The following is a 13,495-nucleotide window of genomic DNA, read 5'->3' as shown; positions in this document are numbered from 1 at the left end:
TGGTCTGTTGGCCTACTGCCGCGCTGTGCGCACGTTGCGCGGCAGGCCCTGTGGGTGGCTGGTGCGCAGGGGGTTGATGTCTAGCCCGCCCCGGCGCGTGTAGCGCGCATACACCGTGAGCTTGATGGGTTTGCAGCGCGTCCACACGTCCATGAAGATGCGCTCCACACACTGCTCGTGAAACTCGTTGTGGTTGCGAAAGCTCACCAGGTACTGCAGCAGCCCTTCCTGGTTGATCTGCGGGCCGCTGTAGCTGATCTGCACGCTGCCCCAGTCGGGCTGGCCGGTCACCAGGCAGTTGCTCTTGAGCAGGTTGCTGGTGAGGGTCTCGGTCACCGGCGCTTCGTTGAATTCCGCCGTGAGCAGCTCGGGTGCGGGCTGGTACTGCGTGCACTCCACGTCCAGCCGGTCCAGGCTCAGGCCGTCCAGCTCGTGCACGGGTTCGTGGTCGAACAGCTCAGGGCTGATGAGCTTCACACCTACGGTGGCAGGGTGCTCGGCGCCGCGCCATGCGGCTTCGCTGATGTCCGCGCGGATGCGGGCCTGCACCTCGGCCGCATCGGCAAAGCGCGTGTTGTTGAAGCTGTTGAGGTAGAGCTTGAACGACTTGCTCTCGACAATGTTGGGCGTCTCGCACGGCACGGTGATGTGCGCCAGCGCCACCTGCGGCTTGCCGCGCGCATTCAGCCACGACAGCTCGAATGCCGTCCACAGGTCTGCACCGAAGAAGGGTGCTGAGCCGGTGATGCCGATCTCCGCGCGTTTGCCGGCGCGGGGGATGGGGAATAGCAGGTCGGCGTCGTACTGGTCGATATAGGCCGACGCCTTGCCCAGCTGCGATTGTTCGGGAGTGTTCACGGCCGGTGCAGGGTGAGGGAGGGTGGAAGGTGATTTGCTCATTAATTTATAGCTGCTAGCGCTTTATGGATAAGCGCTAGAGCCCATTTTTGCTTGAATTTTTTGTAAAGCGGGAGCGCCAATTCACTTGAACTCGCGTTCGCGCAGCCATTTGGTAGCGATCCACTTTTCACCGGCGATCACGGGCGCACCCCCGTGCAGCGTGCGCGTGGAAGCGTGGGGCCGGTCGTAGCTGAAGAACACGGCGTTGCCGCGCTGCGGCGCAACCTCCACGTGGATGTCCGGAAAGGTGGTGCCGCCACCTTTTTCCGGCGTGTTGAGGTACATCACCAGCGTGCCCACGCGCTGTCCGCCGCGCTTGAGGATGGTGGCCGTGCCGGGCTCGGCGGGGTCGAAGTAGTCGTAGTGGGGTTTGTATTCGGCGCCCGGACGGTAGTGCAGCACCTGCAGGCCTTCGCCGTTCTCGATCGGCCAGTTCAGCAGGCGCGCAATGCGTTTTTCGATGCGTTCGATCAGCGCGTTCTCCGCACGCTGAAAGAACATTCCGTCGCTGGTGCGGTCGGCGTTGATCTCTTCACCGCCCGTCTTGGTGGCCACGGTGAGCGAGCGCGCCATGCGAGGCTCGGCGGCGGCGATGAGGGCATCGCATTCTTCGGGCGACAGCAGGTTGCCGAACACCACCACGCGGGGCTGGGCGACGGCCAGCAGCACGTTCACCGTGCGGTCGCCGCAGTCCACCTGCGCGGGGGACTCGCCTAAGTCGGGCTCGGGCACGGGCACGCCGGAGGGTTGTCCCTGCTGCACCGCCAGTTCGTTGAGGTGGTCTTGCAGCGTGATCTCCAGCGCATCGGTGGCCACGTCCTCGTCCCAGCCGGCGTCGCGCATGGACTGCAGCACCACGGGCGCTGCATAGCCGGCCTGCGCCTGTTCGATGATCCAGCGGCGCAGCTCGGGCGTGATGGCCTGGCGCGCTGCGCTGGTGCGGTCGTCTCTGGCAGCGGTTGCGGTGGAAGCGGTGGTAGCGGCCGGGCCGTGGGTCGTTGTGGGAGTCATGGCGGTCCTTCATCAACGCAGAAAGGAGGGGCAAACCTAGGCAGTGGGTGCTGCCTTGCGCCGGAAGACCAGGCGCTCAGGTCCGGATGATGCCGGTGCGAACGCGTAGCCGTCCAGATCAAATCCTTCAAGCCCATGGGGTGCGGCGATGCGGTGCGTGATGGCGTATCGGGCCATGAGGCCCCGGGCGCGCTTGGCGTGGAAGCTGATGATCTTGTAGCTGCCGCCTTTGTAGTCCTCGAACACACATTCGATCACGCGGGCCTTGAGGGCCTTGCGGTCCACGGCCTTGAAGTACTCCTGCGACGCGAGGTTGACCACCACCGGTGTCGTGTCGGCACGCAGCCGGGTGTTGAGGTGCTCGGCAATCTGGCTGCCCCAGAACTGGTAGAGGTTGCTGCCCATGTCGGTGGCCAGCCGCGTACCCATCTCCAGACGATAGGGCTGCATGCGGTCCAGCGGGCGCAACACGCCATACAGGCCGCTCAGGATGGCAACATGGCTCTGCGCCCAGTCCAGGTCCTGCGGCCCCAGGGTACGGGCGTCCAGCCCTTCGTACACATCGCCGTTGAAGGCCAGCAGCGCCTGGCGCGAATTGCTGGCCGTGAAGCGGGGCCGCCAGGCTTGGTAACGCGCCACGTTGAGAGCGGCCAGCTTGTCGCTCAGGTCCATCAGCGAGGCGATGTCCTGCGGTGCCTGCTGGCGCAGCACCTCAATGAGCGCAGAAGCCTCGCGCACAAATTGCGGGGTGGTGTGGGGCAGCCCTTCTGGCAGGGGCGTGTCGTAGTCGAGCGATTTGGCGGGGGACAGCAGGTACAGCATGGTGGGCGATAGCGTAATGAAAAAAAGCGGCCGGGGCCGCTTTTAGGGATGGGTGACGCTGATCTGCAGCGCATGGCGTTGGCAACACCCGGCGAGGCTTCGGTGAGAAATTCCAAACCGGGGCCGACCCGCGGCGGCCGAAGCTGACACCCTCTCCCGCATTGCACGGCATTGTGAGAGAGGGGAGGCGAGCTCAGGGTGCAGAGCCTTCAAAAGGCATCTTCATGGCCGCCAGATCGCGGCGCGTTTCAACCAGCACCAGCGGACCTTCGTCCACCACCACCACCGGGGGCCGCTCGCGCGGTACATGGATGGGGCGTGGCTCGGCGGCAATGGCGGCCTGCACGGCGGCGATCTTTTCGGCGTCCGAGTTCACCCACTGCAGGCCCGACGAGGCGGCCACTTGCTGCAGGGCGTCCACAGGCAGCACAAAAGGCTGCACGCGGGGCATGCTACCTTGGGTGGCTGCGGCGGCTGGCGCGGCTACAGGGGCGGCTGGCGCTGGTGCCGGCACGGGCGCGGCCACCGGTGCGGCGACGACCGGTGCGGGTGCTGGCGCTGCGAGTGCCTGGGAAACTGCTTCGGATGGAGCAGGTGTGCCCGTAGCAACGTCGACAGCGGCTATTGCGGGCGCCGTCACGGGTGTGGGTGCCTGCGTGCTGAAGTAGCTGCGGCGCGGCGCGTCGTCCTGCTCGGCGGCGGGGCTGGCAGCGGCAGCTTCGGCCGCGGCGGGGGGCGCAGCGTCGGCTGGAGTGCCGTTGGCGCTGTCGCGCGGGCCGCGGTCGCCCCGCTCGCGGCGGTCACGGCCGTAACGGTCGCGAGAGCGGCGCTCGCGGCGCTGTTCTTCGCTGGCCGGGGCATCGTTTCCGGTCAGGTCCAGGTCGGGCAACGAGGCCAGCGGCGCGGTGTCGGCAAAGTCGCCTTGCGCAGCAGCCGGTGTCATCGCTGCAGTGCCCTCAGCACCTTCGGCCACCCGTGGAGCGCGCTCGCTACCACGGTCACCGCGATCGCCGCCTCGGCCACCGCGTTCGCCACGTTCGCGGCGGGGGCCACGGTCGCCGCGGGCAGGTTGTTCGGCACCGTTCGAACCACCGTTCGGGCCTTCCACAGCCACTTGTGCGGCAGAGGCCTCGCCGTTCAAGCCGGCTGTTTGTTGGCGGGGCTCGGCATCGCGGCGGGGGCGGCCGCCCTCGCGGCCATTGCGTGCTTCACGGCCGTCACCGCGTGCCTCACGGCCTTCGCCACGTGCTTGTACGTTGTCGCGGCCTTCGCCTTCGGGGCGCTGGCCGGCGTCGCGGGGTGGGCGTGTGTCTCCATCGCGCGGGCCCCGGCCTTCGGCGGGGCGCTCGCCCCTGCGGCCGCGGCCTTCGCTGGCGACGCCTTCGCGCTGGCCGTCACGGGGCTGCCCGTCACGCCCATCCCGGCCACCACGGCGGCCACGGCCTTCGCCATTGCGGCCATCACGGCGCGGTTCGCTGCGGCCTGCGGCAGCGGGGGCCGCAACGGGAGCGGGGGCCGCTGCAGGTGCAGGGGCTGCGGGTGCGTCGCCAAAGCCGAAAAGGCTCTTGAGCCAGGCGAAGAAGCCTTGCTCCTGCGGCGCAGCCGGGGCGGGTGCCGCCACCGGGGCCGGTGCGGGGGCGGGCGCAGCGCCGCCACGGGGCGGCTGGCCTGCGCGCTGCGGGCGCGGCGCGCCTTCTGGGCGGGGTTCGGCCACGGGAGCGGGTGCGTCGGGCAACACACCCTTGATCACCGGGGTCTGCTTGTTGGTGGGCTCTTGCGAGCGGCGGGTCACGGCCGTGGGGTCTTCAAACTCTTCGGCCAGCTTGTAGCTGGCGTCCAGGTGGTCCAGGCGCGGGTCGTCGTGCTTCAGGCGCTCCAGCTTGTAGTTAGGGGTTTCCAGCGTCTTGTTGGGCACCATCAGCACGGCCACGCGCTGCTTGAGTTCGATCTTGGCGATCTCGGTGCGCTTTTCGTTGAGCAGGAACGAAGCCACTTCCACCGGCACCTGGCAGTGCACGGCGGCGGTGTTGTCCTTCATCGATTCTTCTTGAATGATGCGCAGGATCTGCAGCGCCGACGATTCGGTGTCGCGGATGTGGCCCGAGCCGCCGCAGCGGGGGCAGGGGATGGACGAGCCTTCGCTCAAGGCGGGCTTGAGGCGCTGGCGGCTCATTTCCATCAGACCGAACTTGCTGATGGTGCCGAACTGCACGCGGGCACGGTCCTGGCGCAGTGCGTCGCGCAGGCGGTTTTCCACTTCGCGGCGGTTCTTCGACTCTTCCATGTCGATGAAGTCGATCACGATCAGGCCGCCCAGGTCGCGCAGGCGCATCTGGCGGGCCACTTCGTCGGCGGCTTCCAGGTTGGTGCGGGTGGCGGTTTCCTCGATGTCGCCGCCCTTGATGGCGCGGGCCGAGTTCACGTCCACGGACACCAGCGCTTCGGTGTGGTCGATCACGATGGCGCCGCCTGAGGGCAGGCTCACGGTGCGGGCGTAGGCCGATTCGATCTGGTGCTCAATCTGGAAGCGGCTGAACAGGGCGGCGTCGTCGCGGTAGCGCTTCACGCGGGCGGCATGCTCGGGCATGACGTGCGCCATGAACTGCTGCGCTTGTTCGTAGATGTCGTCGGTATCGATGAGGATGTCACCGATGTCGTTGTTGAAGTAGTCGCGGATCGCGCGGATCACCAGGCTCGATTCCTGATAGATCAGGAAAGCGCCCTTGCCGCCCTTGGCAGCGCCGTCGATGGCATTCCAGAGCTTGAGCAGGTAGTTCAGATCCCACTGCAGCTCGGGCGCGGTGCGGCCAATGCCGGCGGTGCGCGCGATGATGGACATGCCGTTCGGGTATTCGAGCTGGTCCATCGCCTCCTTGAGCTCGGCGCGGTCCTCGCCCTCGATGCGGCGCGATACGCCACCGCCACGGGGGTTGTTGGGCATCAGCACCACGTAGCGGCCGGCCAGCGAGACGAAGGTGGTCAGGGCGGCGCCCTTGTTGCCGCGCTCTTCCTTTTCGACCTGGACCAGCAGCTCCTGGCCTTCCTTGATCACCTCATTGATGCGCGCCTGGCTGGGCGAGACACCGGGGGTGAAGTAGCTGCGCGAGATTTCCTTGAACGGCAGGAAGCCATGGCGGTCTTCGCCGTAGTCCACAAAACAGGCTTCCAGCGAGGGCTCGACGCGCGTGACGACGGCCTTGTAGATGTTGCCCTTGCGCTGTTCGCGCCCTTCGATCTCGATTTCGTAGTCGAGGAGTTTTTGTCCGTCGACGATGGCCAGTCGCCGTTCTTCGGGCTGCGTGGCGTTAATGAGCATCCGCTTCATGATGCGATTCCTTCAGTGTTTCGCGGACAGCAGCGGAGCAGCCAACCGTGACCCACGGAGAGGGCTGCGCGGGCTGCCGCCCACAGTTTCCAAACCAATACAACAAGCTCTACAGGAGCTGTGAATGCCTGGACTGACGCATCGAAACGAAGGGAATTGCCGGGGATGCCAATGATCTGCCGCGCTCTAGCGCAGCATCGGGAGGCAGGGGCGCGTGGATGGGGGCGAGTGGTAGGAACGCAGTTTTGCTATCAAAAAAGTAGCTGATTGCGCTTGCTGGCTGTGCGCTGAGGGCGATTTTGAGCATGCAGCCAAAGGCCGCAGCCTCCGCCACAAGGTCACCATCCATGCCATCAACAACCACATGCTCGCTTTGATCCGCTGGCAGGCTGCGCCCGGGTAGGGAACATCTGCCAGCTTGGGGGATTCCGTATCAGTGTTTCAATCTGTCAGCCCGCCGCACGGCGTGCTGGCCACCACAGGCATCTGGCCTGCAATCTGCGCGCACGACGCCCGCTGGCATCGACCTGCCTGCACGAGGGGCAAGGGCTGTGTGGACTAAACTCCAGACAAATCAACCACTTACATGACAACGCGCAGGTGAAACACATTATAGGGGCCAAACCGCCCGTAGCTTCTGCAGGGCTTCCCGCAGCCCGCCTGGTGGAAGTGGATGCTGACTCCGCCGGCCAGCGGCTCGATAACTTTTTGATACGCCACTTGAAAGGTGTGCCTAAAACGCATGTCTACCGCATCATCCGCAGCGGCGAGGTGCGCATCAACAAAGGCCGCGTGAGTGCCGACACCCGCGTGGAAGCAGGGGACGTGGTGCGCCTGCCTCCTGTTCGAATTTCAGACAAGGTGGCCGAAAAGGCCGAGCGCCCGGCGCCCGCGCGCGAATTCCCCATCCTGCTCGAAGACGAGCACCTGATCGCCATCGACAAACCTGCTGGCGTGGCGGTGCACGGCGGCAGCGGTGTGAGCTTCGGAGTGATCGAGCAGCTGCGCCAGGCGCGCCCTGCCTCCAAATTCCTGGAGCTGGTGCACCGGCTGGACCGCGAGACCTCCGGCATCCTGCTCGTGGCCAAGAAGCGGTCAGCGCTCACTCACCTGCAGGACCAGTTCCGCGAGCGCGAGACGGGCAAAACCTACCTGGCGCTGGTCACCGGCACCTGGCCGGCCAACAAGAAGGTCATCGACCTGCCGCTGCACAAATACCTGCAGGCCGACGGCGAACGCCGCGTGCGCGTGACCACCGCAGACGACCCGGATGGCATGCGCTCCATCACCCTGGTCAAGGTGCGCTGCACAGCAGCGGCCCGGCCGGAACAGGGCCTGCCCGCGATGTCGCTGCTGGAGGTGACCATCAAGACCGGTCGCACCCACCAGATCCGCGTGCACCTGGCCAGCCAGGGGCACGCCATCGTGGGCGACGACAAATACGGCGATTTCGACCTCAACAAACGCCTGCAGAAGCAGGGGATGAAGCGCATGTTTCTGCATGCGTGGCGTTTACAGTTCAACCACCCTGCCACGGGCGAACGCGTTGCGCTGAACGCCGAACTTCCCGCCGAGTTGGCTGCTTTCCTTCCTGGACCTGCCTGATGCCCCTCACCCGTTCCCGCCGCTTCGACCTCATTGCCTTTGACTGGGACGGCACCCTGTTCGACTCCACGGCCATCATCGTGCGCTGCATCCAGGAGGCGGTGCGCGATGTGGGCGGCACAGTGCCCACCGACAAGGAGGCCGCCTACGTGATCGGCATGGGCCTGATGCAGGCCCTGGCCCATGCTGCGCCCGATGTGCCCCCGGAGAGGTACACCGACCTGGGCAACCGCTACCGCTACCACTACCTGCAGCACCAGGACGACCTGAACCTGTTCGACGGCGTGCTGCCCTTGCTGAACGACCTGCGCGAGCGCGGCCACCTGCTGGCCGTGGCCACGGGCAAGAGCCGGCGCGGGCTGGACGAGGTGCTGCACACCGTACAGCTGCGCGGCATGTTTGACGGCTCACGCACGGCCGACCAGACGGCCGGCAAGCCCCACCCGCTGATGCTGCAGGAGCTGATGGCCGAGTTGGATGTGCCACCGGATCGCCTCTTGATGATCGGCGACACCACCCATGACCTGCAGATGGCCGTGAACGCAGGTTGCGCCAGCGTGGGCGTGAGCTACGGCGCGCACGAGCCCGACGTGTTCCATGCCCTGGGCCCCCTGCATGTGGCGCACTCGGTTGCCGAATTGCATGACTGGCTGCTGCGCAATGCGTAGCGCGCCGTAGAAAGGCTGAACGTGAACATCTCGGCCGAGCAGCAGCCCATCGCCTTGTGCGCAAGCACCGACTTGGTAGACGGCGGTGTTGCCGTGGCTTTTGATGTGGTGTATGCGGGCCAGACCTGCCGCGCGTTTGCCATCCGCTACCGGGGCGTGCCCCATGCCTACCTGAACCGTTGCACCCACGTTCCGATGGAGATGGACTACCAGGAAGGGCGGTTTTTTGACGACACCGGCCAGTGGCTGCTATGCGCCACCCATGGCGCGGCCTACCTGCCCGACACCGGGGAATGCGCGGGCGGCCCCTGCCGCGGCGGATTGGTAAAAATTGTTTTGTCGGAGAGCGATGGTGTGGTGCACTGGCATACTGCACAGCTCCTGAAGCCACTAGAGTTCTAGCGCGGAGGGAACCGCACCGAGCGCCGACCCCGCGCCCACTCCGTGCCAGGACGCATGACATGACCAATCCCTATCAGCCCGGATCTTCGGGTTTTGATCCAAAAACCAATCCAGCGCCCGATCTGTGGGCGCAAGAAGCTATCAATTCAGGAGCATCTGTGAGCGAATCATCGCGTGAACCCGGCTGGGAGCGCGCCACGCTGGAAAAGCTGGCCTTTGCCACCCTTCAAGAACAGCGCAGCGCCCGCCGCTGGAAGATCTTCTTTCGCCTGGCCTGGCTGCTGCTGATTGCAGGGATTGCGTTCATGGCGCTGCGCCAGGCATCGCCCGGTGCCAGCAAGAGCACGCCGCACACTGCGGTGGTGGACATCAAGGGCGAAATCGCCAGTGGTGCCGAGGCGAGCGCCGAGTTTGTGGTGGCTGCCATGCGCAGCGCGCTGGAGGACGAGGGATCGCAGGCGCTGGTACTGCTCATCAACTCGCCGGGCGGCAGCCCCGTCCAGGCCGGCATCATCAACGACGAGATCGTGCGCCTCAAGGCCAAGCACAACAAGCCCATCTATGCCGTGGTGGAAGAGACCTGCGCTTCGGCGGCCTACTACATCGCTGCGGCGGCCGACGACATCTATGTAGACAAGGCCAGCATTGTGGGCAGCATCGGCGTGCTGATGGACGGCTTTGGCTTCACCGGCACCATGGAGAAGCTGGGCGTGGAGCGCCGCCTGCTCACGGCGGGCGAGAACAAGGGTTTTCTGGACCCCTTCAGCCCCCAGACCGAAAAGCAGCGCGCCTACGCGCAGACCATGCTGGACCAGATCCACCAGCAGTTCATTGCCGTGGTGAAGGCCGGTCGGGGTGACCGGCTCAAGACCACACCCGACACCTTCAGCGGCTTGTTCTGGACGGGCCAGCAGGCGGTGGAAATGGGCTTGGCCGACAAGCTGGGCAACCTCGACTACGTGGCGCGCGAAGTCGTCAAGGCCGAGGAGATCATTGACTACACCCGCCGCGACAATGTGGCGGAGCGCCTGGTCAAGCGGTTTGGCGCGGCGATTGGTGTGGGGGCGGTCAAGTCGCTTTCTCTGGCGGGACCGCAGCTGCGTTGATTTTTTGATTCAGTCGGTCATTGCCGCGCGCCACAGGCGGCCGGCAAGACAAGGACACAAAAAGGCCCTGGCGGGACGCCCTCCTGCCAGGGCTTTTTCATGGGCGATCAGCTGTCCAGCCCACCCGCCTTGCGTTGGCGCGATCCATCCTCCAGCAGGATGTCGTCAGCCACCAGCTTGCCGGCTTCGTCCCATTGCTTGCGGGCCGTGGCCCGTGTACGGCCGCGCACGTCCGGGTCGGTGTACTGCTCTTCGACGGCCAGGCGGCCATTGTCATGGAAGTACTGCTGGGTTCCCACGGGCTGGTGCTCGGTCGTGAGCATTTCGCGCAGGGCCAGGGTGCCATCGTCGCGGAACTGTTCGCGCCGCAGGCGGGCCTGGTCGCCGGTGCCTGTCAGGGCGCTGCGCTCGCGCAGCGCGCCGTTCAGATACCAGCGCTCCAGCAACACCTCGCGGCCCTCGGCAAAGGTGCGCTGCTCGGTGATCTGCCCGGTGGACCCGTAGCGCCGCTGGCTGTGCAGCGTGCCCCGGCTGTCGCGCAGGGTGCGCTCGTCGGGCGCATACACGCGCTCTTCGCGCAGCACACTCTTGCCGCCCTCGGTGTAGAAGCTGCGGTGCACGCGCCGGCCGTCCTGCATCAGTTGCTGGGCGGACACGATGCCGTCGGCGCTCCATTCGGTGGCGCTCAGCAGCCGGCCCTGGTCGTACCGCAGCTGTGCTGCGGGCCGGCCAGTATGGGTGTGGAGCACGGTGTCGATTACGCCGTCAAAGCCGCAGGGCTTGCGGTCCTCGGGCAGGACGCTGTTACGCGGGCACATCAGGCGCGATAGCTGGCCCTGCGCGTTGTATTCGGCCGAGAACAACTCCTGCCCGTCGCCATGGAAGGCCACGCGTTCGACGCGCCCCGTTGCGTCAAAGCGGCGCGCGGCGCCCTGGGTGCGGCCGTTCTCGGCAAACTCCTCGCGGCGCAGCTTGCCGTTGGGCCAGAACTCCGCCACGCGGCCCTGGCTGTTGCCCTTCTCGTTCACCGTGCGCTCGCGTTGCAGGCGTCCCTCGCGGTCGTACATGCGCTCCAGGCCCACAAACTTTCCGTTGCGCAGTTCCTGCTCGCGCTGCAGGTGGCCTGTGTCGTCCTCGCGGCAGCGCACCAGCCCGCTCTGACCGGCGGTTTCGGCGCCATTGGAGATGTTGATGGCCTTGCCATTCAATTCACAACGAATTATGGCTCCAGCGCCTATCCAGTAAGCGCTGGCAGCTATCAAAACGAGAGTATTTCTAGCAAGCATGGTCAAAGTCCCAGGGCAAACACCACCGGCGTGCGGTTGTCTGGCAGCAGCGTTGTTTGCTGGCGCCACTGGCGTACGGGCTGGCTGCGGATGCGGGCCTCGGGCAGGGTGAGGCCGCTGGCATACGCCAAGCGCGTGGTGGATTGCAGGGTCTGCACCAGCGCTTGCCACAGTGCGGCATTGCGGTAGGGTGTCTCGATAAAAAGCTGGGTCTGCCCGGTTCGCAGGGCCACGGTCTCCAGCTCCTTAATGCGCTGGATGCGCTCCGCCGCGTCCTGCGGCAGGTAGCCTACAAACGCAAAGTTCTGCCCATTGAGCCCGCTGGCGGCCAGCGCCAGCAGCAGAGACACCGGGCCAACCAGCGGCACCACAGGGATATCGAGGTCGTGCGCCGCCCGCACCACCGAAGAACCTGGGTCGGCCACGGCGGGCATGCCTGCTTCGCTGACCAGCCCCATGTCGTGCCCGGCCAGGGCGGCGGCAAGCAGCGGGCGCGCATCGAAGGGTGCCGAGCCTTTGCCGCCATGGTCGCCCCGCTTGTGCACTTCGCGCGGCAGCTCGGTGATCTGCTGCTGCTGCAGGGGCAGGGCCAGCGGGTACAGGGCATCCACACGCTTGAGGTAGGCGCGCGTGCTCTTGGCGTTTTCACACACCCAGTGCGTCAGCCGCGCCGCTGCCTGCAGGGTGCTGGCGGGCAGGGCGTCCTGCACGGGCACTTGGCTGTCGCAGCCAAAGTCCAGCGGCGCAGGCACCAGGTAGAGGGTGCCAGGGGCGGGGCGGCTCATGGCAGCACCAGCCCGGCGGCGCGCAGCATGCGGCAGGTGCGGATCAGCGGCAGGCCGACGAGTGCCGTGGGGTCGTCGCTGTGGATCGCGTCCAGCAGTGCGATGCCCAGGCCCTCGCTTTTGGCGCTGCCGGCGCAGTCGTAGGGTTGCTCGGCGCGCAGGTAACGCTCGATTTCTTCGTCCGAAAGCGTGCGAAACCGCACCTCCACCGGCGCCAAGTCTACCTGTTCGAAGCCTGTTTCTGCGCACACTACCGCCAGTGCGGTCTGAAAGATGACGGTGTTGCCGCGCATCTGGCGCAGCTGCTGTACCGCTCGGTCATGCGTACCCGGCTTGCCCAGGGGCTGGCCCGCCAGGTCGGCCACCTGGTCCGAGCCGATCACCACGGCATGCGGATGCTGCTGCGCCACGGCGCGCGCCTTGGCCAACGCCAGGCGCAAGGCCAGCGCGCGCGGGGCTTCGTCGGGCTGGGGGGTTTCGTCCACGTGGGGCGCCGCCACGGTGAACGGCAGGCCCAGTCGCTCCAGCAATTCGCGCCGGTAGCGCGAGGTGGAACCCAATACCAGAGGGCGCTGCGGGGAGGGGGATTGATGCATGCGCCGATTCTCTTACACTGCCGCCATGACCAAGGAATTCTCCCCGCAGCGGCTCGACGTGAAAGCCTTCGCACAGGCAGGCGCGCGGCTGGCGGGCCACGATTCGCTGCTCAAGTACGAACGCTTGGCGCAAGAGGCCAAGGGCCTGCACCCTGACCTGCTTGTGGACTGGGAAGCTGTGGGCGAGGTGCGCACGGTCTTGGGCGGGATGAGTCAGGTATGGATGCGTATTCGCGTGCGCGCCAGCTTCCCGATGGAATGCCAGCGTTGCATGACCCCGGTGGACGTGCCGCTGGAGGTGGATCGTGAATTCCGCTTCGTGGCCGACGAGGCCACTGCCGAGGCGCTGGACGACGAGTGCGAAGAAGACCTTCTGGCCATGAGCCGTGAGTTCGACCTGCATGAACTCATCGAGGACGAGCTGCTCATGGCCCTCCCCGTGGTGCCAAAACACGACGAGTGCCCTACTCAGGTGCCGATGTCTTCGTCCGACGACGATTTTGAAGAGGCCAACACCGAAAAGCCCAACCCCTTTGCCGCGCTCGCCGCTTTGCGCAAGGACGGCAAGGGCTGACCAGCGCGAGGTAACGGCCATCCTCAAAAGTCCGCCGGCGGGTCCGTACAGGGGCCAAAAATCATTTGGGTTATAATCGTGGGCTTCACGCGAACCCCATCGTGTCTTTTTGGGCTGATCGCGTTTTTACCAACCCATTTCAGATCAGGAGCCATCATGGCCGTTCAGCAAAACAAAAAGTCCCCTTCCAAGCGCGGTATGCACCGTTCGCACAATGCCCTGACCGTGCCGGGCATCGCAGTGGAACCCACCACCGGTGAAACCCACCTGCGTCACCACATCAGCCCCAACGGTTTCTACCGTGGCCGCCAAGTGCTGAAGAACAAGTCTGAAGCCTGATTTTTCGCCTCATACCAAGGCCCGCTGCTACAACAACAGTAGCGCGGGCCTTTGTTTTGACTATTGCATTCATCTT

13 protein-coding genes are annotated in these 13,495 nt (G+C 65.8%); 6 read left to right on the top strand and 7 right to left on the bottom strand.

All coding sequences use genetic code 11. The annotated features are described in order from the left end of the window. Window positions 1–12: 12 nt before the first annotated feature. The 4 genes from queF to ACK4HJ_RS06970 all read right to left on the bottom strand — a co-directional run bounded on the left by queF (window position 13) and on the right by ACK4HJ_RS06970 (window position 6,058). Window positions 13–858 (bottom strand): NADPH-dependent 7-cyano-7-deazaguanine reductase QueF, encoded by an 846-nt coding sequence (gene queF / locus ACK4HJ_RS06985; RefSeq protein ID WP_409829272.1) that lies wholly within the window; start codon window positions 856–858, stop codon window positions 13–15. Between the two features lie 123 nt (window positions 859–981). Beyond that, window positions 982–1,911: a 2OG-Fe(II) oxygenase gene (locus ACK4HJ_RS06980; RefSeq protein ID WP_409829173.1), complete on the bottom strand. Its 930-nt coding sequence runs from the start codon at window positions 1,909–1,911 to the stop codon at window positions 982–984. A gap of 36 nt (window positions 1,912–1,947) precedes the next feature. Beyond that, the gene (yaaA, locus tag ACK4HJ_RS06975) at window positions 1,948–2,733 is read right to left on the bottom strand and encodes a peroxide stress protein YaaA (protein WP_409829171.1); all 786 of its coding nucleotides are present in this window, start codon (window positions 2,731–2,733) and stop codon (window positions 1,948–1,950) included. 193 nt (window positions 2,734–2,926) lie between these two features. Then, window positions 2,927–6,058, bottom strand: a complete 3,132-nt coding sequence (locus ACK4HJ_RS06970) for an Rne/Rng family ribonuclease (protein ID WP_409829168.1) — start codon at window positions 6,056–6,058, stop codon at window positions 2,927–2,929. 600 nt (window positions 6,059–6,658) lie between these two features. Here ACK4HJ_RS06970 and ACK4HJ_RS06965 point away from each other — a divergent pair. Genes ACK4HJ_RS06965 through ACK4HJ_RS06950 form a run of 4 tightly spaced genes read left to right on the top strand, consistent with a single transcriptional unit; the run spans window position 6,659 to window position 9,839 of the window. Further along, a complete protein-coding gene (locus ACK4HJ_RS06965; protein WP_409829166.1) occupies window positions 6,659–7,663 on the top strand; it encodes an RluA family pseudouridine synthase in 1,005 nt (334 codons plus the stop codon). Further along, on the top strand, window positions 7,663–8,331 hold the full coding sequence (locus ACK4HJ_RS06960; protein WP_409829164.1) for an HAD family hydrolase: 669 nt from the start codon (window positions 7,663–7,665) through the stop codon (window positions 8,329–8,331). The genes ACK4HJ_RS06965 and ACK4HJ_RS06960 overlap by 1 nt, the downstream gene beginning before the upstream one ends. A 21-nt stretch (window positions 8,332–8,352) precedes the next feature. Continuing rightward, window positions 8,353–8,733: a Rieske (2Fe-2S) protein gene (locus tag ACK4HJ_RS06955; protein ID WP_409829161.1), complete on the top strand. Its 381-nt coding sequence runs from the start codon at window positions 8,353–8,355 to the stop codon at window positions 8,731–8,733. Window positions 8,734–8,792: 59 nt separating this feature from the next. After that, complete coding sequence (locus ACK4HJ_RS06950) at window positions 8,793–9,839, top strand: S49 family peptidase (RefSeq protein ID WP_409829158.1); 1,047 nt, start codon at window positions 8,793–8,795, stop codon at window positions 9,837–9,839. Window positions 9,840–9,946: 107 nt separating this feature from the next. On the opposite strand, the gene ACK4HJ_RS06945 is transcribed toward ACK4HJ_RS06950, so the two are convergent. The 3 genes from ACK4HJ_RS06945 to ACK4HJ_RS06935 all read right to left on the bottom strand — a co-directional run bounded on the left by ACK4HJ_RS06945 (window position 9,947) and on the right by ACK4HJ_RS06935 (window position 12,506). Next, a complete protein-coding gene (locus ACK4HJ_RS06945; RefSeq protein ID WP_409829155.1) occupies window positions 9,947–11,047 on the bottom strand; it encodes a hypothetical protein in 1,101 nt (366 codons plus the stop codon). 80 nt (window positions 11,048–11,127) lie between these two features. Continuing rightward, window positions 11,128–11,910, bottom strand: a complete 783-nt coding sequence (locus ACK4HJ_RS06940) for an SAM-dependent methyltransferase (protein WP_409829152.1) — start codon at window positions 11,908–11,910, stop codon at window positions 11,128–11,130. After that, entirely contained in the window at window positions 11,907–12,506 is a 600-nt protein-coding gene (locus tag ACK4HJ_RS06935; RefSeq protein ID WP_409829149.1) for a Maf family nucleotide pyrophosphatase, read from the bottom strand. The genes ACK4HJ_RS06940 and ACK4HJ_RS06935 overlap by 4 nt, the downstream gene beginning before the upstream one ends. A 25-nt stretch (window positions 12,507–12,531) precedes the next feature. Between ACK4HJ_RS06935 and ACK4HJ_RS06930 the strand changes: the two genes are divergently transcribed. Continuing rightward, complete coding sequence (locus ACK4HJ_RS06930) at window positions 12,532–13,080, top strand: YceD family protein (protein ID WP_409829146.1); 549 nt, start codon at window positions 12,532–12,534, stop codon at window positions 13,078–13,080. Between the two features lie 156 nt (window positions 13,081–13,236). Continuing rightward, complete coding sequence (gene rpmF, locus ACK4HJ_RS06925; protein ID WP_011794326.1) at window positions 13,237–13,419, top strand: 50S ribosomal protein L32; 183 nt, start codon at window positions 13,237–13,239, stop codon at window positions 13,417–13,419. Window positions 13,420–13,495: the final 76 nt, after the last annotated feature.

The organism is Acidovorax sp., from assembly GCF_046294525.1.
Taxonomy (GTDB): Bacteria; Pseudomonadota; Gammaproteobacteria; order Burkholderiales; family Burkholderiaceae_C; genus Acidovorax.
The sequence above is the reverse complement of the archived record's forward strand: the minus strand, read 5'-3'. Positions and strand labels throughout refer to the sequence as shown.